Source organism: Beggiatoa leptomitoformis, from assembly GCF_001305575.3.
GTDB lineage: Bacteria > Pseudomonadota > Gammaproteobacteria > Beggiatoales > Beggiatoaceae > Beggiatoa > Beggiatoa leptomitoformis.
This window is the reverse complement of sequence record NZ_CP012373.2, coordinates 760,475-780,601: the sequence shown is the minus strand read 5'-3', so window position 1 is coordinate 780,601 and position 20,127 is coordinate 760,475. Positions and strand designations below refer to the sequence as shown.

The following is a 20,127-nucleotide window of genomic DNA, read 5'->3' as shown; positions in this document are numbered from 1 at the left end:
CTTTCAACAGCAAAAATCTGTTGAAAGAAGATGGTATAAATAATTGTCCATTTATCCTAAACTATTACCGCCAAAAGGAAAATAAACAGTGTCTATCGTAGATGTAAAAGTCCCTGTGCTATCAGAATCCGTTGCCGATGCAACGGTACTAGAATGGTATAAAAAAGCTGGCGATGCTTTACAAGAAGGCGACAAATTAGTTGATATTGAAACTGATAAAGTTGTCCTTGAAGTGGTTGCCCCCAAAGCTGGTGTATTGACCAGCATTGTTAAAGACAAAGGCGCAAGCGTCCTCAGTGAAGAACTCTTAGGTTCCATCGACACCACCGCCACCGCAACAACAACCAGTCCTGTCGCCGCTGCACCCGTTGCAACAGCACCCGCCGCTGTTGCTAGCAGTGCCGACCCTAAAACCAGCCCTGCTGTGCGTAAAATGGCAACTGAGCAAGGCATCAATCCTGCCGATGTACCCCATTCTGGTGACCGTGTTACTAAATCAGACATGTTAGCCGCAGGACAAAAACCCGCAACTGTCGCTCCAAAAGCCCCACCGCTTGTTGGTTCACGCCCAGAAGAACGGGTTGCAATGACACGGATGCGTAAACGGACAGCCGAACGTTTATTAGAAGCTCAGCACCAACATGCCTTGTTGACAACATTTAATGAAATCAACATGAAACCCATGATGGACTTGCGGACAAAATACAAAGACGAGTTCGAAAAGAAACATGGTGCAAAATTAGGCTTTATGTCCTTCTTCACCAAAGCCACCGTTGCAGCATTACAAAAATTCCCGATTGTTAATGCCTCCACTGAAGGCGATGACATTATTTATCATGGTTACTACGACATCGGCATTGCTGTTAGTTCCCAACGTGGTTTAGTTGTGCCTATTCTGCGCGATGCGGATGCACTTTCTTTTGCCGACATTGAAAAGGGTATTGCTGATTTTGGCAAACGCGCCCGTGATGCCAAATTAACCATTGAAGAATTAACAGGTGGCACATTCAGCATTACGAATGGTGGAATTTTCGGCTCAATGATGTCCACCCCCATTTTAAATCCGCCACAAAGCGCGATTTTAGGGATGCACAACATTGTTGACCGTCCCTATGTTGAAAACGGACAAGTCGTTGTCCGCCCTGTCATGTATGTTGCTTTAACTTACGACCACCGCATTATTGACGGACGTGACGCAGTACAATTCTTAGTTGCGATTAAAAACGCCATTGAAGACCCTGCTCGTTTATTATTAGAAGTCTAAGAAAATCCTAAACCCCTCTTCATGAGGGGTTTATAACAACAGAAAACTAAAAAATATCAAGGAGTAAAACAATGGCAGATTTTAACGTCATCGTAATCGGTGCAGGTCCTGGTGGTTATGTCGCGGCTATCCGTTGTGCGCAACTCGGCATGAAGGTCGCTTGCGTAGAGAAATATCTCAACCCTGAAGGACAAAACTCTTTAGGTGGCACATGCTTAAATATTGGATGTATCCCCTCCAAAGCCTTATTAGACTCTTCTCACCATTACTACCACATTAAAAAACATGCGGGTGAACATGGGATTAAAGTCGACAACGTTAGTATTGACGTTGCTACCATGTTAGCGCGCAAAAATGACGTGGTAAAAAACTTAACACAAGGTATTGCTGGGCTTTTTAAAAAAAATAAAGTCACCCGTTTAGAAGGTTCTGCCAGCTTTGTAACGGCTGATAAAATCAAAGTAACCACTAAAGAGGGTGGTGAACAAGAATATACCGCTGATAAAATCATCATTGCCACAGGTTCTGTGCCAACCAATATTCCTGTTGCTCCCATTGATAACCAATACATAGTTGATTCCACAGGCGCTCTCTCCTTTGACAGTATTCCTGCGCGTTTAGGTGTGATTGGTGCGGGTGCTATCGGTTTAGAATTAGGCAGCGTTTGGAATCGTTTGGGTAGTCAAGTGACGATTTTAGAGGCCTTACCCGAATTTTTGTCTGTTGCTGACCGCAAGATTGCAACGGCTGCATTTAAAGAACTGCAAAAACAAGGTTTAAACATCCAACTTAGTGCGAGTGTTACCAATGCTAAAGTGGTTGGTAATGAAGTCCATGTCAGCTATAAAGATGTAAACGGTGCAGAACAACAAACTATTGTTGATAAACTAATTGTTTCCGTCGGACGCAAACCTAACACAGCGGGTTTAAACGCCGAAGCCATCGGTGTAAAAATTTCTGAACGGGGTTTTGTGGTGGTTGATGAACATCGTCAAACCAATGTCCCGAATGTTTATGCGATTGGTGATGTGATTGGTGGCCCTATGCTCGCACATAAAGCCTCAGAAGAAGGCATTATGTTGGCTGAACGTTTAGCGGGTCAAAAAACTGAAATGCACTACGATATTATGCCGTGGGTGATTTACACATGGCCAGAAATTGCATGGGTAGGTCGTACGGAAGAAGAATTAAAAGCAGCAGGCATTGAATACCGTGTTGGACAATTCCCCATGTTAGCTAGCGGACGCGCACGTGCGCATGGCGAAACGGCAGGGATGATACGCATGATTGCGGATGCAAAAACTGACCGTATTTTAGGCGTGCATTTATTTGGTATTTCTGCTTCCGAATTGTTATCAGAAGCGGTATTAGCGATGGAATGTCAAGCTAGCAGTGAAGACTTAGCCCGTACTATTCATGCACATCCAACCTTAGCAGAGGGAATGCATGAAGCGGCGTTGGCGGTTGATGGACGAATGATTCATGCTTAGTTATTAACTAACTATTTTTGAGCAGAAATAAGAGTAGTGCTAAAAGAACATTTCAACATTTATATTGTTAAACTGTTTTAATAACTTTAGCACTACTCTATTTTTTTTAAAAAAAGTATAACCAACTAATTAGATAAAATTAAAACAGGCTTAGTGGTACTGTAAGACATAGGATTTTTAAATGAAGAAAAATATCAATGTATTATCCATAATAATTGTTGTTGCTGTATTTATTGCGGGAGTTATTACTGTTTATCTACCCATTAGTTCTTTTCATGATCTAACAGTAGAGAACGTTTATTTTACACAACCATCTCAATCTCAATTACATACTTTTGATAGTACCCCTCAAGTAAAAGCGCATCGTGTTGTATTAATAACATTATTTCTTGCTATATGCCTTGCGGGGTTTTTATTAAAAATAAAATATATTAAAGACTTAACTTTATCTAGTTATCAAAGGAATATTTGGGGATACTTCGTAGGAGGAGCAATAATAGTAGGGGGAATTTATAATTTATTTCTCTTAGGAGGAGCAGCTAAAACTCAACTGCTATATATGCTAGTTTATGTAGCTTCTTATTTGTTCTTTTTACTAGGAATAAAAAATTTAAATAATTTGACGAAGAAAAATAATTTTTTTTTAATTTTACTGGCTATAGCTGTTTGTATTATCACACTAGCTCTCTCAAATAATATTCTTTATTTTAATGATATTGCTGGATTTATTTTCTTAAATGCCCATTACGATTTAGCTTACTCATCAACAGCACGTCTTGTACATGGACTTAATTTATACGAGGAAATTACTACTAGCGGTTTTGGTATCATAGTGCCTATTTTATTTTCATTTTTTATAAGACTTGGGCTTTCCATAGATTTTCTAATTAATTTAGCATGTCTTTTTTATTTCACTAGTGCGTTAACTATCCTCTATTTATATAACTCAAAAAACACATTATTTATTTTATTTGTCATTTTCTGTGCGTCTATCCTTATTTATACTGGCTTTAGCATTAGATATTTGTGCTTTCCGATTAGCTTAATCATGATTTTTCTTGTAAGGGGAAATATATCTGGTTTTGTTTTAGGTAGCGTATCCGCTTTTTCCGTTTTATGGAATCCTGAAACGGGTGTATCAATTGCTTTTGGCTGTCTAGTATTTCTAATACTACGAGAAAATAAAAAAGTATATACATTAATATTATTATTTATCAAGTTCGTAACAGGTCTTACTACCACATTCTTAATATTCTATTCTATCTTTTACATAATACTTGGATACTTACCAAATCCACCAATGGGATTTCTAACGTATTTGATAGAACGCTCATCAGGATATGGCGGCATTCCTCTTCCATTTAACACTTTGATGTTAGTTATTTTTATACATAGCCTCTATACAGTTACGAATAATACATTGTTATGGTTATCATCAGAGACCCCCTTAAATATCAAACGTAGTTTCAAATCAGCAGTTGCAACTATGTTGCTTATTTGGTTTGCATATTATGTAAACCGTCCAGAAATAACAGCACTCAAATTGAGTATATATTGTTTCTTATATATATTTTTAATAGCTGATATATTTAATACACGTTATCTCTATGTTTTACAAAAAGAAAAAATTTCTTTCAAGTTAATCCACGTTAGTATTGCCATTGTTTGTATACTAATGACATATCTAACATATTTACAAACACGAGAACTGTCTTCTTTTATACAAGAAAATAATATAAAAAAGCTTATTATGAATTCTCCTCTGCAATATAACCCTATTGATGGTTTTACTTCTCGATTTTATCTGCCAAGTGAATTAGTGACTATTTTGAATAAAAAAATAGTCTTTATAAAAAATAGTGTTGAGTCAGAAACGGCATTTCATTTTTCTCTATACGGGGATTTTATTTCTTATTTATCAAAAAATTATCAGCTATTACCATACTATAATGTATATGCAGAAGTAATGAATGAATTAAAATATGACAAACTCGCACAACAGATTGAACTTAAAAAGCCAGAGTTATTACTTTTTGATGATTTTTCTAGTGATGAAAAACAAAGTTTAAGTAAGTTCCATTATGCCAATTTAATGGAAGGGTATGGTATTTTTTATGATCAAGTTACTAAGCGAATGAGTCATACCTATTACTTAGATAAACAAAAAGATGGATGGATTGTTTGGCGCAGAAGGCATTGATTTTTCCACGTATTAAATAAAGATAAGGGTAATGTTTTGTTCATCCCTGTTTTTTGTTTACATTTAAATTTTGTCATTAAATAAAAAACTGTCACGATTATCTCCAATACAACCTATTCCTATACCAAAGCGTTCTGTGTTTTTATGGGTTAGCGTTTCTTTATTCTTTGATTGCAAAAGTTTATAGCGTAAGTCATGGCATTCTTTCCCATACCGTTTAGAATTGCTTATCATCACTGACTTCTTTGGGGTTTACTATAACCATGATGGAAAATGCTACGTTTAACCCTAAACGTTTTTTAGCGACGCTTACCACAAAATCAGGGGTCTATCGGATGTTAGACCAAACGGGTGGCATTCTTTATGTTGGGAAAGCGCGTAATTTAAAAAAACGTGTGGGTAGTTATTTTACCCAGTCCGACCAATCGCCAAAAACCCGCGCCCTTGTTGCCCAGATTGCCGCCATTGAAATTACTGTGACTCACACGGAAAGTGAAGCCTTAATTTTAGAAAATACCTTAATTAAAGCCCATCAACCACGTTATAACATCTTGTTACGAGATGATAAAAGTTATCCGTTTATTTATCTTTCTGCACATACCTTTCCACAATTAGGATTACATCGCGGTACAAAACGCGGTAAGGGAAAATATTTTGGTCCTTATCCACATGCAAAGGCGGTGTATGACAGTTTGAATTTGATGCAGAAAATTTTCCCCATTCGTCAGTGTGATGATAGTTTCTTTCGTAACCGTTCGCGTCCTTGTTTGCAGTATCAAATCAAGCGTTGTACCGCGCCCTGTGTGGGTTTTATTGACGAAGCGAGCTATGCGGAGGAGGTAAAACACGCGACTTTATTTTTAGAAGGTAAAAGTCATGCGGTTATCAGCGAATTAGTGGAGAAAATGAAAACAGCGGCTGATATTTTAGATTATGAAAAAGCCGCGCGTTATCGTGACCAAATTAATAGTTTACGTGTTATTCAGGCTCAACAATATGTTAGTACGGATGCGGGTAATGTGGATATCATTGCGTGTTTAGTCGAGAATGGTATTAGTTGTGTGCAGGTTCTTACAGTACGTGATGGGCGACAATTGGGCAGTCGTGCTTATTTTCCGAAACAAGAAGGTGACGAAGACGCACAAGTCGTGTTAGACGCATTTCTGCCGCAGTTTTATTTGGGTAATGCGCATGATATTCCTGATGAAATTATTTTATTTCCCGCAATAGCGGATACAAAAGCCTTAGCGGAAGCTATCCAGCAACAGCGCAAACGTCAACCGCGCTTTAGCATTCATGTACGCACGACGCGCGCTCGTTGGGTTGAAATGGCTGTGGAAAATGCGAAACAGAGTTTGCAACAACGTAAACCCAGTCATCATCGGGAGCGACTTGCTGCATTAAGTATCGCTCTACATTTAGAAACGCTACCACAACGTTTAGAATGTTTTGATATTAGCCATACGCAAGGGGAAGCAACGGTGGCTTCTTGTGTGGTATTTGATGCGGATGGGGCGTGTTCTGGTGCTTATCGTCGTTATAATATTACAGGTATTACGGGCGGAGATGATTACGCGGCAATGCAACAGGCATTAAGTCGGCGTTTTAGCAAAGTAGTGCAGGGGGAAGGAGCATTACCTGATATACTCTTTATTGATGGTGGTGCTGGTCAGGTGAAAGTAGCGCATGATACACTTATAAAGTTAAGTGTTTTTAACGTTCAGATTATCGGTGTTGCTAAAGGAACGGGACGGAAAGCAGGGTTAGAAAGTTTAATATTTCCTAATGAAGAACACCCGCTTTTTTTACCGAAAGATTCTCAAGCCCTACATCTTATTCAACAAATCCGTGATGAAGCCCATCGCTTTGCTATTGCGGGACATCGACAACAGCGCAATAAAGTCCGTCAGAAATCCGTGTTAGAACAGATTGCGGGCATTGGTGCGAAACGTCGTAAACTGTTACTCAATCATTTTGGTGGCTTACAAGGGGTATCGCGGGCAGGCGTAGAAGAGCTTGTCCGAATACCCGGCATTAGTCGACAATTAGCGCAAAAAATTTACGATTTCTTTTTAACGACGTGACAACTCCTAACGCCCTTACTCTTTTACGTATCGTTTTAATTCCCTTGTTTATTGGTGCTTGTTATTTACCCGGTACATGGGCTAATGAATTAACTACTTTTATTTTCGCCTTGGCTGCGATTACTGATTGGTTCGATGGTTATTTAGCGCGACGCTGGAATCAACTGTCTGCTTTTGGGGCTTTTCTTGACCCTGTTGCGGATAAATTGATGGTGGCTGTTGCCTTGGTTTTTCTGGTTGAAGCGAATCCTAGTCCTTGGATGTCAATTCCTTCCGCAATTATTATCGGGCGCGAAATAACCATTTCCGCACTGCGTGAATGGATGGCTGAATTAGGTCAGCGTGCGACCGTTGCAGTGTCTTATATTGGTAAAGTTAAAACGACTGCACAAATGTTGTCGATTACCTTGTTACTTTATCGTGAACCGTTATGGGATTTTCCCATTTATTATGCGGGATTTGTCTTGTTGTATATCGCGGCGGTGTTGACGATTTGGTCTATGCTGGTTTACCTACGGGCAGCATTGCCGTTGTTGTTAAAAGATGGTTTGTAGTTGGGTGTTATTTGTATCAGGATTTTCAGACCCTCCCTCACTCATGGGGTAGGGAGGGGAATATTTCTTCCACACGTCCTCAATCTGGCATCATGAGGTTAAGCGATTTCAATCGTTACTTCGGTTTTAACGGATTGTCCAATAAAACAATTACGATGCGCACTTTCATGCAATTTTTCTAATTGTTCATGTGTTGGTTGATTATCCCCCATAAAGGTAACGCTAGGGTGTAATGTAACCCGTGTAACTGCCATTTTTCCTTCTGCATTTTTTTCTAAAATACCAATGGCTTGGTCAAGATAATGCGCAAGCTGATAACCACGTTTTGCCGCAACGGCGAGAAAGGTTAGCATGTGACAGTTAGATAAGGCAGCGACTAACAATTCTTCAGGATTGGTACAAGCGGTGTTACCATTAAATTCAGGGGCGGAAGAGGCGTTGATTTGAATACCACTGGGAAATGTAACTGTGTGGTCACGGCTGAAAGAATCCGCATTAAACGCTGTTGTTGGATTTTTCCATTCAATGGTTGCTTTATGTTCTGACATGAGAAACACTCCTTTTTTGTCAAGATGATGGATAAGTCAATGCCTGAATAATGTTTGTATATTGGGGATATTGTGTCAATAAATCATCACGACGCGCTAATGTAAAGTCGCTAAAATCAAATGCTGGTGCAACAGTACACCCTAATAAGGCATAACTATTTGTCTGAACAAGTCGCGCACCAAACCAACAACCTGCAGGAACAACCGCTTGAAAAACTTCTCCAACCGTTGGATTTGACCCTAAAATAATTGTTTGTAATATGCCTTGTATATCAATAATATACAGATTAATGCTTGAACCTGCATAAAAATGCCACAATTCATCAGACTTAATCTGGTGTAATGCAGAAAATTGTTCACCGCAGAGTAGATAATAAATCGCACTGCTGATAAAACGATTTGCTCCGAAACGTGATGGCAATGCTTGTGCGGCTAAAGATTCTGTCGCGCAATAAGTACGGCGATAATATCCGCCTTCTGGATGAGCTTGTAAATTCAGAGTACGAATCCAATAGTGAGCATCTTGCATAAGATTTAATGCCTTATAATGAATGTAAATAATAAGGATTTATACTGCATAGCAGTGGTTTTTTGATAAAATGCGTATGGTTGCTGATTTTTATAAACTGGCATAGAGTTGGCATAATTGAACATTATTCAATTATCCAATTGTTACTTTTTCGAGGTGTTTATCATGAAGTTGAATGTCATTAGTTTGTTTGTTGTTATATCCATTTTTACGATAGGATGTGCTGAAGGCCCTTCTAAACAAACGATGGGTGCTGCAGTGGGGGGGGTTTTGGGCGGTATTGGTGGTTCTCAAATTGGGGGCGGTAAAGGTAAAACAACAGCCATTATTGCGGGTACATTATTGGGCGCAATTATTGGGGGTTCTATTGGACAATCGATGGATACTACAGACCGTCAACAAGCCTATAACACATTAGAAAATGTGCCTGATAACCAAGCTGTCGCATGGAAAAACCCAAATACTACCTCTCAATATACCGTTACGCCAACTAGCACTTATACGGGCAGTAGTGGCAATCCTTGTCGCGATTATTCCACCGTCGCCGTTATTAATGGTCAACGCGAGACAATTTATGGAACCGCCTGCCGTCAACCAGATGGTTCTTGGAAATCCTCTTCTTAATTTACCCTTGTTTCTAGGGAGCTTACTTCTCAAAGCGACTTGTGTTATCAATACGCAAGTCGCTTTTCTCTTTAACCGCCTTATGATAATTATTTGTAAATGATATACGCGCCCTTTTTTTCACATAATTGTCATAAACACTTCTTAGCATAAACACACATGGCTTCTTTCTCTTTTAACACAGGCAAAACAATGTCAACACCAGAATGGGATATTAATCAATCTAAAGCACTCTATAGTATCGAACATTGGAGCGGTGGCTACTTTGATGTGAATAATAAGGGCGAGATACAAGTCACCCCTATCCCGTCTAGACCTGCTATTAGCTTGTATGAATTGGCACAAAACTTTACGGCACATGGCTTGTCATTGCCTGTTTTAGTCCGTTTTCCCAATATTTTACATCACCGTGTCTATACCATCCGTGAAGCTTTTGCACGGGCAATTGCTGAAAATAAGTATCAGGGAGAATATACCGCTGTTTACCCTATCAAGGTAAATCAACAACACCATGTTGTAAAAGAAATTATGAATGCTGGCGTGAATGGTGGTGTCGGATTGGAAGCGGGTAGTAAATCAGAGTTGATGGCAGTGCTTGCGCTTGCCCCCTTGCAAGGTGGAACGGTTATTTGTAACGGTTATAAAGACCGTGAATACATCCGTTTAGCATTAATTGGGCAACAAATCGGATTACATCCCTACTTAGTCATTGAAAAAGCTTCAGAATTACAGATGATTATTGAGGAATCTCGCAGTATGGGCATAGTGCCTCGTATTGGTGTGCGGATTCGCCTTGCCTCTGTCGGAACGGGTAAATGGCAAAATAGTGGTGGTGAAAAATCTAAATTTGGACTTTCTGCGGCAAAACTACTAGACGTTATACAAGCGATAAAAGATGAAGGCTTAATTGAATCTTTACAACTTATGCACTTTCATCTGGGTTCACAAGTTGGCAACATTCGTGAGTTACAAAAAGCCTTACAAGAAGCAGCACGTTGTTATGCGGAACTATTAGCCATTGGTGTGCCTATCCAAGTGGTTGATGTTGGCGGTGGTTTAGGGGTGGATTATGACGGCACACGCTCACGACATTCCTGCTCGATTAACTATTCTGTGCAAGAATATGCAAATAACGTCGTTTATGAACTGAAAAAAATCAGTGAATTACACAACTTACCACATCCCAATATTATCAGTGAATCGGGACGTGCGATGACGGCGCATCATGCCGTATTAATAGTTAATGTCAACGATATAGAACCCGCACCGGGTTTAACCGCCCCGCCCCCCGTCGCGGATGATGCACCAACGATTTTAAAAGACATGGCGGAAAATCTGAAAACCATCAATCAACGTTCAGCGATTGAAGTCTATCACGACGCAATTTACTGGTTAAATGAAGCACATACATTATTTACTCATGGGATTATTAATCTAGCACAACGCGCCCATGCAGAACAATTGTATTATGCTATTTGCCGTCAAGTGCGCGAAATGTTACAAGCAGGCTCACGCACTCACCGCGAAATTTTGGACGAACTAAATGATAAGCTAGCGGATAAATATTTTTGTAACTTTTCATTATTCCAATCAGTACCAGATGCGTGGGCAATTGACCAATTATTTCCGATTGTTCCCCTGCATCGCCTAGATGAATGTCCAGACCGTCGCGCGACGCTACAAGATTTAACTTGCGATTCAGATGGACAATTTGACCGTTATGTTGATGGCGCGGGTGTAGAAACCAGTATGCCTGTACATATTCCTAGAGAAGATGAACCCTATTTATTAGGCGTGTTTTTGGTTGGTGCATATCAAGAAATTTTGGGCGATATGCACAACTTATTTGGCGATACCTTCTCGGTTAACGTGTATGTTACAGAAGATGGTGGCTATGAATTGGTAAACCCAATGGAAGGTGACACAGTGCAAGAGATGTTGCGTTATGTTAATTTTGATACCGACTTTTTACGCAATACCTATCGTAAACGCTTACAAGCCGCTGCCATCACCCCTGAACAACGCGCCGCTTATCAACGCGAAATTGACTCAGGACTAGTCGGTTATACTTACCTAGAAACCTAAATATTCACTTTGTTAAACATTGATTTGTAAAATATTACCGACGGATTAATTACTTTTTACGTCGCATCAACAGACTGCTTGTAAAAGTAGCACGGATACCACCGCCTCAAACGGTGCTATCCGTATTCTTACCTAGTTTTCAGAATAACCCCATTAATATTCCCTACTTTTCATCCAACCGTGTTACGCCTCGCCATAACTCATTGGGTGGATTAGTAATAAAGTATTGGCAACGCTGAATATAAATATTAATGACCTTATCGTCTTGTAAAAAAACTTTCAATGCTAAAAAGTGTTCTAATGCCTCTTCCCATTGACGAGATTTATACAACTGCATTGCGATTTCATAACGGGTTAAATGGGCTAATTTCACCTCGCGCAACGCCAGCGGGTCAACGTCAAACACTTCATAAACCGTAATAGCTTCTTCTTTTCCCTTAACTTGTACGGTGTCTATCTCACGGATTAAAAAGCGTTCAGGATGTTGCAATTGCTGATAAGTAGAAGAAGTAATGCCGATTATAATCCCATACTGTTTAGTCAAGCCTTCCATACGTGATGCTAAATTAACCGTATCACCAATAACGGTACTTTCCATCCGACTTTCAAAACCAATTGTGCCTAAAATCAATGCGCCCGTGTGAATACCCACTCCAATTGACAATGGTTTTTCCCCATTATTTTGTCGATAAGCATTGTACTCATGTAAACGCATTAACATCCCAACAGCCGCCAATACGGCATCATCCGCAACCCCAACATGCGTACCGGGAAATAACGCCATGATGGCATCGCCAATATATTTATCGATAAAACCACCATTTTCTGTGATATTAGGACCAATAAAATCCAAATAATCATTTAAAAAGTGAAAGTTATCTTCGGGAGTCATGGTTTCCGATAAAGTCGTAAATGAACGAATATCCGAAAACAAAACCGACATTGTTTCCTGAGACGCATCCCCTAAAACAACATCTTCGATTTCCTCCCTTCCCAAACGTAATAAAAACTCGGTTGGAACAAAACGTTTAAAGGCAATATTTTTGCGTTCAATTTTTTCATAATTACGCACATTTTCAATAGCGACGGCTGCTTGTGAGGCTAAGGAAAACACGATTTCAATATGGTTATTCGCAAATGGCACACAATCACCCGTTTTCGGGTCTAGCGGATTAATCAGTTGCAATACCCCAACTGCATTTTGTGTACGGTCTAAGAGTGGTACAACTAAAATTTCTTGAATACGATAGCCTTTAAACAGCGTATAAATAGCCTTATCCCTCTCGGGGTCAAATACTTCTTTAAAATCGGCTTTACTGGTTAAAATTTGTTTAGTCCGCGCACTATAAGCAACATATTTCTGCTCATGAATATTAATAGCGGGTAAATCAATTGACTGCGTATAAGCACCGCCTAAAAACAAATTAAGGGATTTATTTTGGATAATTTCAAAGCCCAATTGCTCATCCTCCAAAATATACAATGTTCCCCCATCCGCATTTGTTACATTACGCGCCTCAGACACAAATAACTCTAATAATTTCAGCAGACTATTTTCAGCAGATAAGGCGGTTCCAACACGTGTTAGCGTTTCAACTGTATTCTTAAGAATGCGGTCAGCCTCTTTTTCTTTCGTAATATCCCGAACTAAAATGACCGAACCGATATATTTAGAACCAACATATTCACTGGTTTCTGAAAGGGTGTCTTTTTGAATAATCGCGGTTGCAACGGCTTGTCCCACTCGATTATCTACAAGGCTAATTTCCGCGCCATAAACCTCACCAATACTATTCATGACTTTGCGGGCTAATTCGGCGGCTTCCGCATCATTAAAAATATCTTGGCAATCTTTCCCCAACATATCGCGCCGCTTAGGAAACATCGCCAATAATGCAGGATTATAACGAATAATTTTACCTTGTTTATCAGTTACTAATAAACCATCCGCCATATTATCAATAATGGCTGTCATGTGCGCGAGGGTATTTTGTAATTTACGTGTAGCATCTTGTACCCGTTGCTCTAGTGTATTAAACAACTCCTGTAATTGTCGTGACATACTATTAAATGAACTGGCTAATGTCCCAAATTCATCTTTTAAATCCATAATAATTTCATACGACAAATCGCCAGAAGTAACCCGTCGAACCCCATTAAGTAATTTATAAATAGGAATCAATATACTACGCGCCAGCAAATAACCAAAAATAGAAGCGACAACAATACACAACAACATTAATCCAAGTAGATTAATCACCGCTTGCTTTGTGGTTTCTACATACCTATCAGCAGGAATACTAACGCCTAAAACAGCAATTGGCATTTTATTAATATCATTAATCGTTGCATATTCAGCTAATTGTCCACCATAGCGAATATCAATGTCATGTATTTCTTGCTGCGCACGAATAGTTCTAAGATAATTTTCTGCCCTGATTTGTGGCTTATTTTCTAAATGTTCTGTTGTAAAACTGATAGATTCTGCATCAGCATAAATTGCCGCTGTTACCTCTAACAGATTTTCAATATCAGCGACTAAAATACGATCTTGATTTAACACATAACGGGCTAAAAGTACGCCTATCACTTCGGGTTGTGTTGCTATTGGCGAGTTATTATTTGCACTGCGAACCGCCTCACTTTTAAAAATAGGGCTTGCTACTGAAATCGCTAATAATTTTTGTAAATTATCAATTTCAATTAATTCCGTTGCAGTAATGGTTTCCCGTTGTTCTAAGGCTTTTTTTATTAAAATATTATTGTGTAAAGCCGTTTCTTTTTCCAAACGGGCATAATCTTTCCGTATTGTTTGCGCTAATAGGTTTTTTTGCGGGTCAACAATAATAAGCTGCGATAATTTTTTACTGTCTAATGCATCAGTTAAATATTGATTAATCTTATTTTTAATCAAAAAATTAACTAACACTTGTAAACTTCTATCGGTTGCCAATGTATGCGTTGTACTTTCAATTTCTTTAACCTTATTCTGATAAATTAACTGTGCAACCCGCATATTTTTTTTCATATTTTCAACGGCTTCTACCTCAATTTTGTCGGAGAAGTAATAAATTGAAAAAATAGTTGTAGAGATAGTGGAAATACACGTCACAATAAAAAAAGAAAGTAGTAACTTACTTTTTAATTTGAGATTTTTAAACACAAAAGGTTCTCCCACCGCCACCATATTGAATACCATCGCACGTTGTTATCATTGTTAATTTTTCTGGAAAAATTATTAAATTAAAAGCATCTAGTAAATATGCAAGATACATGCGCTGTTTAATTACGCCAACGATAATACCATCACCAATTAACTCACACTCACTTGGATTATAATACTTATAAATCATACAAATAAATTCACCCTTGTTATAGACTATGAGTTAATATTATCCGATTGATATACAATTTGATGCACTTGAACTGTAAAAATGTGCGTCAATCCATCACTCCTTTTCTGCAAAAGCCTTAATCCTATGCACTATACTATAATTCGCTTTATTAAAAACGTACTAATTTTATTATTTTTAGTAAGTTATGCAGCAATTGCTGAACAAACTAAAACCACTTTTAAAACAGATAAACCTTATGCAAATAATAAAAACCTGCGAGAAACTTTAGTAATTCCCAATGCAGAAGCCTTAGAAGTAACGGTTAAAGGGATGACTGAAGAAAAATATGATTATCTGCTTATTGTGGATAATGCGGGTAATGAACAACGTTTTACGGGTGCTTTTGATACGCGTTTTAGCGTACTTGGTTCTAGTATTCGAGTACAGTTTCGCTCCGATCCTGCAACCGTTGCTGATGGTGTAACGGTGAGTATCGCCCCTATCAGTTTGTTTAAAAAAATAAAGTTTCAATTATTAGCTGCTACAGAGGTTATTTTACGAGAGGGAACGGCGGGGTTAAATGAGCGATTTACAAAAATCACCCAAAATTTAAGCCACTTACGCGAACAAATTGGACAAATACAAGACCTAGATAGTGTAGCAACGCCAGTGAAAGAACAATTAGTGTTGATAGCACAAACTTATCATGACGCGGCAAATTCAGGCGGAGAAATCATAAAAAAACATCAGCAACAGTTTGAGTTATTGAGACAATTACAGAAAATCACGAATGATAATATAGAAAATATACTTAAAAAACAGCGCGAAAATCAAGATCAAGTGACAAACTTTCAAAGTTTATTAAGTAAAATCACTGACCCACTTGAACAGCAAAAGGTGCAGATTTCGCTTGAGGGAACACGCAATATTTTAAGTACCTTAGAAGCACAACGCATTATTTGGACAGATTTTCAGCAGGTAGAAAATGAATTAATTCGCCTCCTACAAGCCCATTCAAAATTGATTGAAGTGTTATTGTATAGCATGAATATTTCAGCACAAGTGTATGACCAAGCAGTAAATGTGGTGTCATTACAAAGTAGCAAGTTGTTGTCATTGGAGCGATTAAATAATTTGAGTGAACTGCAAAAAATCGTCAGTGAAATTCAAAATAGTGAGGCGGCAATTATGCAGATTACTAAACGCATCGAACAAACGGATGCTAATTTCTAAAGAAAATACTATTTTTTCTGCTCTGCACCATTCCATTCTCAATGAGGTGTTTTTATGACTGCTCCTGCGCCCCCCAAAAAATCACTCCCCAAAGAAATCCTGAGTAATACAAAAGGGTTGATGATTCTTGGAGGAATTCTATCGGTTGCTCTACTTATCAGTGGAACAATTTATTTTATATACGATTCAATTTTTGGTACAAATGAACCTGTGGCAAAAGTAGTTCCCCCCCCTAAAGTAGTAGAAACTGCCACAAAACCCGTACCTACACCTGCACCCACAACGTCACCACCCAACAAATCCACTGAACAAATAGAATATGAGGCAAGGATTAATCGTCGTGTTACTGTTAAAACGCCACCCCCAGATATTTACTGGACAGAAGCGAATCAGGTTATTCTCAATTTAGAAAATGAACGGCGCGCATTAATTACTGAACTCAGTGAACATTTAGGGGTTTCGCCTGCACAGATAAACGCACCTCAACCCAAAACAGGTGCTTACTCTTTGCAACAAGCCTCAACACAAGCCCCTGTTCCTGTTGTAGAACCAATATTGGTTACAAGCTCATGGATGAGTTTGAGTGAGCAGCTCATTCAAACAGAAAAACTATGGATAGCACTTGTGAATACGGCGAAACAACGTTTTTCACCAACATTGCCTGTAGAACCAACACCTGCACCTGTTGAAAAAATGGGAAATACTAACGAGTTACATGCGCAAGCGACAACAAATGCAACACTTTTACTACCAACAACCTCGCCCGCAGAATCATCAGAAAACTCGTCAGAAACACAGTTAACAACAATGGGTTATAGGTTAGTTTTGGAGGATATTTCTTTTGAAGCGGATAGTGCTGATTTGCTTGCGGGAACGTTGCATAAACTAAACAAATTCGCGGCCATTCTTGAGCAGTATCCCAACCGTTTTGTATTAATTGAGGGTCATGCAGATGATCAGGGGGATAGCACGCGAAATATAACATTATCACAACAACGTGCTGAAGCAGTAAGGTTTGCATTAATGACTAGCGGTGTTGCTAAAGAACGAATGATTTTAAAAAGTTATGGCGATACATTACCTCTTGCCAATAACAACACGGAAGCAGGACGTTTAAAAAATCGTCGTGTAGAAATAACGCTTTTAAACGAGGGTATTCGTACCCCTTAATTGCAAAAATTTAGCAATTATTTTTTATTTTTCATGTGGTTTAGAGCCACTTAAAAAAGCAGAAATCAAAAATAACCCAAGTATCTGTAAGCAAATAACAAAAAACACTAATGTAACCATGATTTATCTCTTTTTTATATTTTATTTTCATTTTACCTCAAAAAATTGAGGTTTTATAGCATCACTTATGAACAACTTTACGCAATAAAACTGCCATAATATAGAAAATTAGTGAATTGATTTATATAATAATTATTTACATTTCCTACGTAACATAAAGATATATAATTAATTTTATTAAGCAGTTCATTTTTGTTTGTTATCACTTTTCTTTCAGAAAATAAAAATCGGTTGATTACGCTGTGTTTTTTCATTAATAAATCTTTTGCAGATGTAGTATGGATAATATGGCTTTTTTCTTATCTTTGTTTTTCAAGCGGTTTAATGCTTATCTTCAATTTAGGACGATTGAATGTCTATAGAAATAAATGTGCCTGTCGCAGAACAGGAAAATATCTTAGAAAAAATGCTTAATCGACAGATATTATTAACATTACTTGTTTTAGTTGGGTCGTTATTGTTTTTTGAATTAAGTGGTCTTGATATTTGGGTGCAAGATTATTTTTATAATGTTGAGTTATCACAATGGCTTGTGGACAAGGATGCAGCATTAGCAAAATTTATTTTTTATGATGGAATAAAAAAGTTATTTGTTTTATTTGTTGTTGGATTGTTATTAACTTTATTATTCTTTAGAAAAAATAAGTATGTGCAGGCGTATCAACAAGGTTTATTGATTGTGTTTTTTGCTGTGATTTGTGTGCCGTTGGTCATTGGTGTTTTAAAGGCAACAACAAATATCCCTTGCCCTAAAAATATTGTGCATTATCAAGGTAATTACCCCTATATTACTCTTTTTAAGGCTTATCCTAGCGATTTTCATCAAACTGAAAAAATAAAATGCTTTCCCGCAGGTCATGCTAGCGGGGGATTTGCGTTATTGTCTTTGTTTTTTTTATTTCGTTCTCAACGGAATAGACGTATTGCGCTTGTTGTCGCGATGGGAATTGCTTGGAATATTGGCATTTATAAGATGTTAATCGGTGACCATTTTTTGAGCCATACGGTGACGACGATGATAGTCGCTTGGTTGCTAATTTTATTAATCGCTAAAGGGGTTTACGCTTATTTTGAACGGGGACAACCCGTTAATTAATCTAGTCGTGAAACGGGTAGTTGTGCAAAATGTGTTTGGGCGTAGGTTTGCCACGGTTTGCGCCATTTCCACCAATGTTTGATTTGTTGTCGATTTAGAGAGAAAACCCGTTCATCGCAAAAATATAGGTGAATTTGTTGGATTTTACCTTGTTTAACCGCTTGATAGAGTGGTAATAGCCATTCTTTGTCTATTTGTGTCAATCTTGTTGACCCGTCCGTTTCTTGTGTTGGTGTTAAATTGAGTAGGTATTCTCCCGTTTGTTGTGTCATTTGTTGTATGCAGCTTTGTATGCTGTTGGGTACGTCTGCCTGCGAGACGGTGCTGAGTGTTGCTAGTCCACGCACAAAAGGGTCGTTACTCCAGACATATTGCCAACGGGGAGCGGGTGGGGGGGGCAATTTACCCAGTCCCCAAAACCATAGGCTGTTAATGAGTGGCTGGCGTTGTTCTGTACGAGATTGATTAACAAGGTGTTGGTGTAGCAACATTTGTATTTCGTTGAGAATAGCGCACCATTGGCGTTTATCTGTTCCCGTTGGCATAAAGGCTTGAATATCTCGTCCAATCACGTCTAGGAGTGGCGTGGTATTTAAAGCGGGGGTTTGTGTCAGGCGAATATACCAACGGTTGGGCGTAGCGGCATAAAATTGTAAGCCATCTGGTTGATAAAAGGTGTTAAGACTGTTCAGGAGTGCGTCTGTTTCTGTTGTACTGGGTGGGTGGGTGCTAAATACATCAAAAAGAATGAGTTTATCGCGGTCTGCTTGTAAGTAAACGGGGTCAGCGCGTAAGTAAGTGGTGTCTTTTTGTACAGTACCGTAATCGTGTAAGTAGGTTATCGGGGCGACTGGTAAGTGTGTCTCTATGGGAAAGTTAAATAGTTGCCAAAAAAGTTGGTTAGCTGTTGCACTGTAAGGTAATGGCGTAATCAGTGATTTTGGCAACCATGTTGCTAGGGTATCTAAACGCAGGCTTGAATCGCTACGCACGGCATACGCGAAAAAATCGGGAATAATGAGGTGAAGTGTTGTTACATTAGGAGTCATGCGGATTCTGGTATCGATGAGTCGTTGAAAAAGGGGCGGTCAATCAGCGGTTTTTTTATCCTGTTTAACTGACAATCTGTTACATTTCCAACACAATATTTTCATGTCGACATAATTCAGTAAGTGCTTCTTCCATTAAAACCCGTGCTTGTGCAGTTTTGCGATGTAACATGGCATGTATGGCGGCATCTTTCTCATTTTTGTTTTGACAGCGTTGTGAATAGTCTTCAAAACTTTGTAAAGAAAGCACTAAATCTGCTAGGTGATTTGGACATTCACAGTCAACCCCTGATTTAATTTCCTGTAGGCGACTAAGTTCATTGGCACTATAGCGAAACGTGGGAATGGGTGCAGTAGCGATTTTTGGATTCATGGTCGTTGAAAACGTGTTAAATAAGCTGGCTTGTAGTAATCGGAAGTTAATGGGTGCTTTGATGATACGGACACCATTAGTAATTAATTGTTGAATTAATTCCCACTTAGCAAACGCATAAATCACAATAATTGTTGTTGCTTGGGCTTGTTCTTTGAAGGTGTGAATTGTTTCTAAAGGGTTTTCACCTAATAGGGTTAAATCAAGAATCAATAATTCGGATTGATGTGCGCTAATCTGTTGACGAAATGTCGCTAGTTCTTTTTCAGCACAAACAAGGGTTAGTGATGATAATGCGGTTTCATGTTTGGCTTGTTCTGCTAACGCTTCATGTAAGATGGCAAAGGTTGCCATAAAGTTTGTCTCCTATTTG

The 20,127-nt window shown here is 38.6% G+C and carries 16 protein-coding genes; 10 read left to right on the top strand and 6 right to left on the bottom strand.

The genetic code is table 11. The features are described 5' to 3' along the window. Window positions 1–88 precede the first annotated feature (88 nt). The 5 genes from odhB to pgsA all read left to right on the top strand — a co-directional run bounded on the left by odhB (window position 89) and on the right by pgsA (window position 7,592). On the top strand, window positions 89–1,264 hold the full coding sequence (gene odhB, locus AL038_RS03305) for a 2-oxoglutarate dehydrogenase complex dihydrolipoyllysine-residue succinyltransferase (protein WP_062148998.1): 1,176 nt from the start codon (window positions 89–91) through the stop codon (window positions 1,262–1,264). A gap of 71 nt (window positions 1,265–1,335) precedes the next feature. Next, a complete protein-coding gene (gene lpdA, locus AL038_RS03300; RefSeq protein ID WP_062148994.1) occupies window positions 1,336–2,754 on the top strand; it encodes a dihydrolipoyl dehydrogenase in 1,419 nt (472 codons plus the stop codon). A 181-nt stretch (window positions 2,755–2,935) separates the two neighbouring features. Continuing rightward, the gene (locus AL038_RS03295; RefSeq protein ID WP_062148991.1) at window positions 2,936–4,954 is read left to right on the top strand and encodes a hypothetical protein; all 2,019 of its coding nucleotides are present in this window, start codon (window positions 2,936–2,938) and stop codon (window positions 4,952–4,954) included. A 263-nt stretch (window positions 4,955–5,217) separates the two neighbouring features. Next, window positions 5,218–7,038: an excinuclease ABC subunit UvrC gene (gene uvrC, locus AL038_RS03290; protein ID WP_062148988.1), complete on the top strand. Its 1,821-nt coding sequence runs from the start codon at window positions 5,218–5,220 to the stop codon at window positions 7,036–7,038. After that, window positions 7,035–7,592: a CDP-diacylglycerol--glycerol-3-phosphate 3-phosphatidyltransferase gene (gene pgsA / locus AL038_RS03285; RefSeq protein WP_062148985.1), complete on the top strand. Its 558-nt coding sequence runs from the start codon at window positions 7,035–7,037 to the stop codon at window positions 7,590–7,592. The genes uvrC and pgsA overlap by 4 nt, the downstream gene beginning before the upstream one ends. 98 nt (window positions 7,593–7,690) lie before the next feature. Here pgsA and AL038_RS03280 read toward each other — a convergent pair whose 3' ends face one another. Both AL038_RS03280 and AL038_RS03275 read right to left on the bottom strand, forming a co-directional pair. Then, window positions 7,691–8,140 carry an OsmC family protein gene (locus tag AL038_RS03280; RefSeq protein WP_062148983.1) on the bottom strand — a complete coding sequence of 150 codons (450 nt, stop codon included), beginning with the start codon at window positions 8,138–8,140 and terminating at the stop codon, window positions 7,691–7,693. A 19-nt stretch (window positions 8,141–8,159) separates the two neighbouring features. Next, window positions 8,160–8,669, bottom strand: a complete 510-nt coding sequence (locus tag AL038_RS03275) for a cupin domain-containing protein (protein WP_062148980.1) — start codon at window positions 8,667–8,669, stop codon at window positions 8,160–8,162. A gap of 165 nt (window positions 8,670–8,834) precedes the next feature. Between AL038_RS03275 and AL038_RS03270 the strand changes: the two genes are divergently transcribed. Together AL038_RS03270 and speA are read left to right on the top strand one after the other, a co-directional pair. After that, complete coding sequence (locus AL038_RS03270; RefSeq protein ID WP_062148977.1) at window positions 8,835–9,293, top strand: RT0821/Lpp0805 family surface protein; 459 nt, start codon at window positions 8,835–8,837, stop codon at window positions 9,291–9,293. A 192-nt stretch (window positions 9,294–9,485) separates the two neighbouring features. Further along, window positions 9,486–11,378, top strand: coding sequence for a biosynthetic arginine decarboxylase (gene speA, locus AL038_RS03265; protein WP_062155312.1), 1,893 nt, complete (start codon window positions 9,486–9,488; stop codon window positions 11,376–11,378). Between the two features lie 163 nt (window positions 11,379–11,541). Here speA and AL038_RS03260 read toward each other — a convergent pair whose 3' ends face one another. Both AL038_RS03260 and AL038_RS03255 read right to left on the bottom strand, forming a co-directional pair. Continuing rightward, complete coding sequence (locus AL038_RS03260) at window positions 11,542–14,541, bottom strand: adenylate/guanylate cyclase domain-containing protein (RefSeq protein WP_062148974.1); 3,000 nt, start codon at window positions 14,539–14,541, stop codon at window positions 11,542–11,544. Then, a complete protein-coding gene (locus AL038_RS03255; protein ID WP_062148970.1) occupies window positions 14,534–14,731 on the bottom strand; it encodes a hypothetical protein in 198 nt (65 codons plus the stop codon). Before AL038_RS03255 ends, AL038_RS03260 begins: the two co-directional genes overlap by 8 nt. 126 nt (window positions 14,732–14,857) lie before the next feature. On the opposite strand from AL038_RS03255, the gene AL038_RS03250 reads away from it, so the two are divergent. The 3 genes from AL038_RS03250 to AL038_RS03240 all read left to right on the top strand — a co-directional run bounded on the left by AL038_RS03250 (window position 14,858) and on the right by AL038_RS03240 (window position 18,332). Then, window positions 14,858–15,946: a hypothetical protein gene (locus AL038_RS03250; protein WP_062148967.1), complete on the top strand. Its 1,089-nt coding sequence runs from the start codon at window positions 14,858–14,860 to the stop codon at window positions 15,944–15,946. A gap of 54 nt (window positions 15,947–16,000) precedes the next feature. After that, a complete protein-coding gene (locus AL038_RS03245) occupies window positions 16,001–17,116 on the top strand; it encodes an OmpA family protein (protein ID WP_062148964.1) in 1,116 nt (371 codons plus the stop codon). Window positions 17,117–17,588: 472 nt separating this feature from the next. Beyond that, window positions 17,589–18,332, top strand: coding sequence for a phosphatase PAP2 family protein (locus AL038_RS03240; RefSeq protein ID WP_083991411.1), 744 nt, complete (start codon window positions 17,589–17,591; stop codon window positions 18,330–18,332). Here the strand turns inward: AL038_RS03240 and AL038_RS03235 are convergent. Both AL038_RS03235 and AL038_RS03230 read right to left on the bottom strand, forming a co-directional pair. Continuing rightward, window positions 18,329–19,381 carry a hypothetical protein gene (locus AL038_RS03235; protein WP_062148961.1) on the bottom strand — a complete coding sequence of 351 codons (1,053 nt, stop codon included), beginning with the start codon at window positions 19,379–19,381 and terminating at the stop codon, window positions 18,329–18,331. The genes AL038_RS03240 and AL038_RS03235 overlap by 4 nt on opposite strands. 79 nt (window positions 19,382–19,460) lie before the next feature. Continuing rightward, window positions 19,461–20,108: a hypothetical protein gene (locus AL038_RS03230; protein ID WP_062148958.1), complete on the bottom strand. Its 648-nt coding sequence runs from the start codon at window positions 20,106–20,108 to the stop codon at window positions 19,461–19,463. Window positions 20,109–20,127: the final 19 nt, after the last annotated feature.

What these genes read in the sequence shown, in the direction of transcription:
- AL038_RS03275 (WP_062148980.1), bottom strand. Translation starts at nt 8,669, where the DNA reads ATGCAAGATGCTCACTATTGGATTCGTACTCTGAATTTACAAGCTCAT.
- lpdA (WP_062148994.1), top strand. Translation starts at nt 1,336, where the DNA reads ATGGCAGATTTTAACGTCATCGTAATCGGTGCAGGTCCTGGTGGTTAT.
- uvrC (WP_062148988.1), top strand. Translation starts at nt 5,218, where the DNA reads ATGATGGAAAATGCTACGTTTAACCCTAAACGTTTTTTAGCGACGCTT.
- AL038_RS03255 (WP_062148970.1), bottom strand. Translation starts at nt 14,731, where the DNA reads ATGATTTATAAGTATTATAATCCAAGTGAGTGTGAGTTAATTGGTGAT.
- AL038_RS03235 (WP_062148961.1), bottom strand. Translation starts at nt 19,381, where the DNA reads ATGACTCCTAATGTAACAACACTTCACCTCATTATTCCCGATTTTTTC.
- AL038_RS03270 (WP_062148977.1), top strand. Translation starts at nt 8,835, where the DNA reads ATGAAGTTGAATGTCATTAGTTTGTTTGTTGTTATATCCATTTTTACG.
- AL038_RS03280 (WP_062148983.1), bottom strand. Translation starts at nt 8,140, where the DNA reads ATGTCAGAACATAAAGCAACCATTGAATGGAAAAATCCAACAACAGCG.
- AL038_RS03240 (WP_083991411.1), top strand. Translation starts at nt 17,589, where the DNA reads ATGTCTATAGAAATAAATGTGCCTGTCGCAGAACAGGAAAATATCTTA.
- AL038_RS03245 (WP_062148964.1), top strand. Translation starts at nt 16,001, where the DNA reads ATGACTGCTCCTGCGCCCCCCAAAAAATCACTCCCCAAAGAAATCCTG.
- speA (WP_062155312.1), top strand. Translation starts at nt 9,486, where the DNA reads ATGTCAACACCAGAATGGGATATTAATCAATCTAAAGCACTCTATAGT.
- AL038_RS03295 (WP_062148991.1), top strand. Translation starts at nt 2,936, where the DNA reads ATGAAGAAAAATATCAATGTATTATCCATAATAATTGTTGTTGCTGTA.
- AL038_RS03250 (WP_062148967.1), top strand. Translation starts at nt 14,858, where the DNA reads ATGCACTATACTATAATTCGCTTTATTAAAAACGTACTAATTTTATTA.
- AL038_RS03230 (WP_062148958.1), bottom strand. Translation starts at nt 20,108, where the DNA reads ATGGCAACCTTTGCCATCTTACATGAAGCGTTAGCAGAACAAGCCAAA.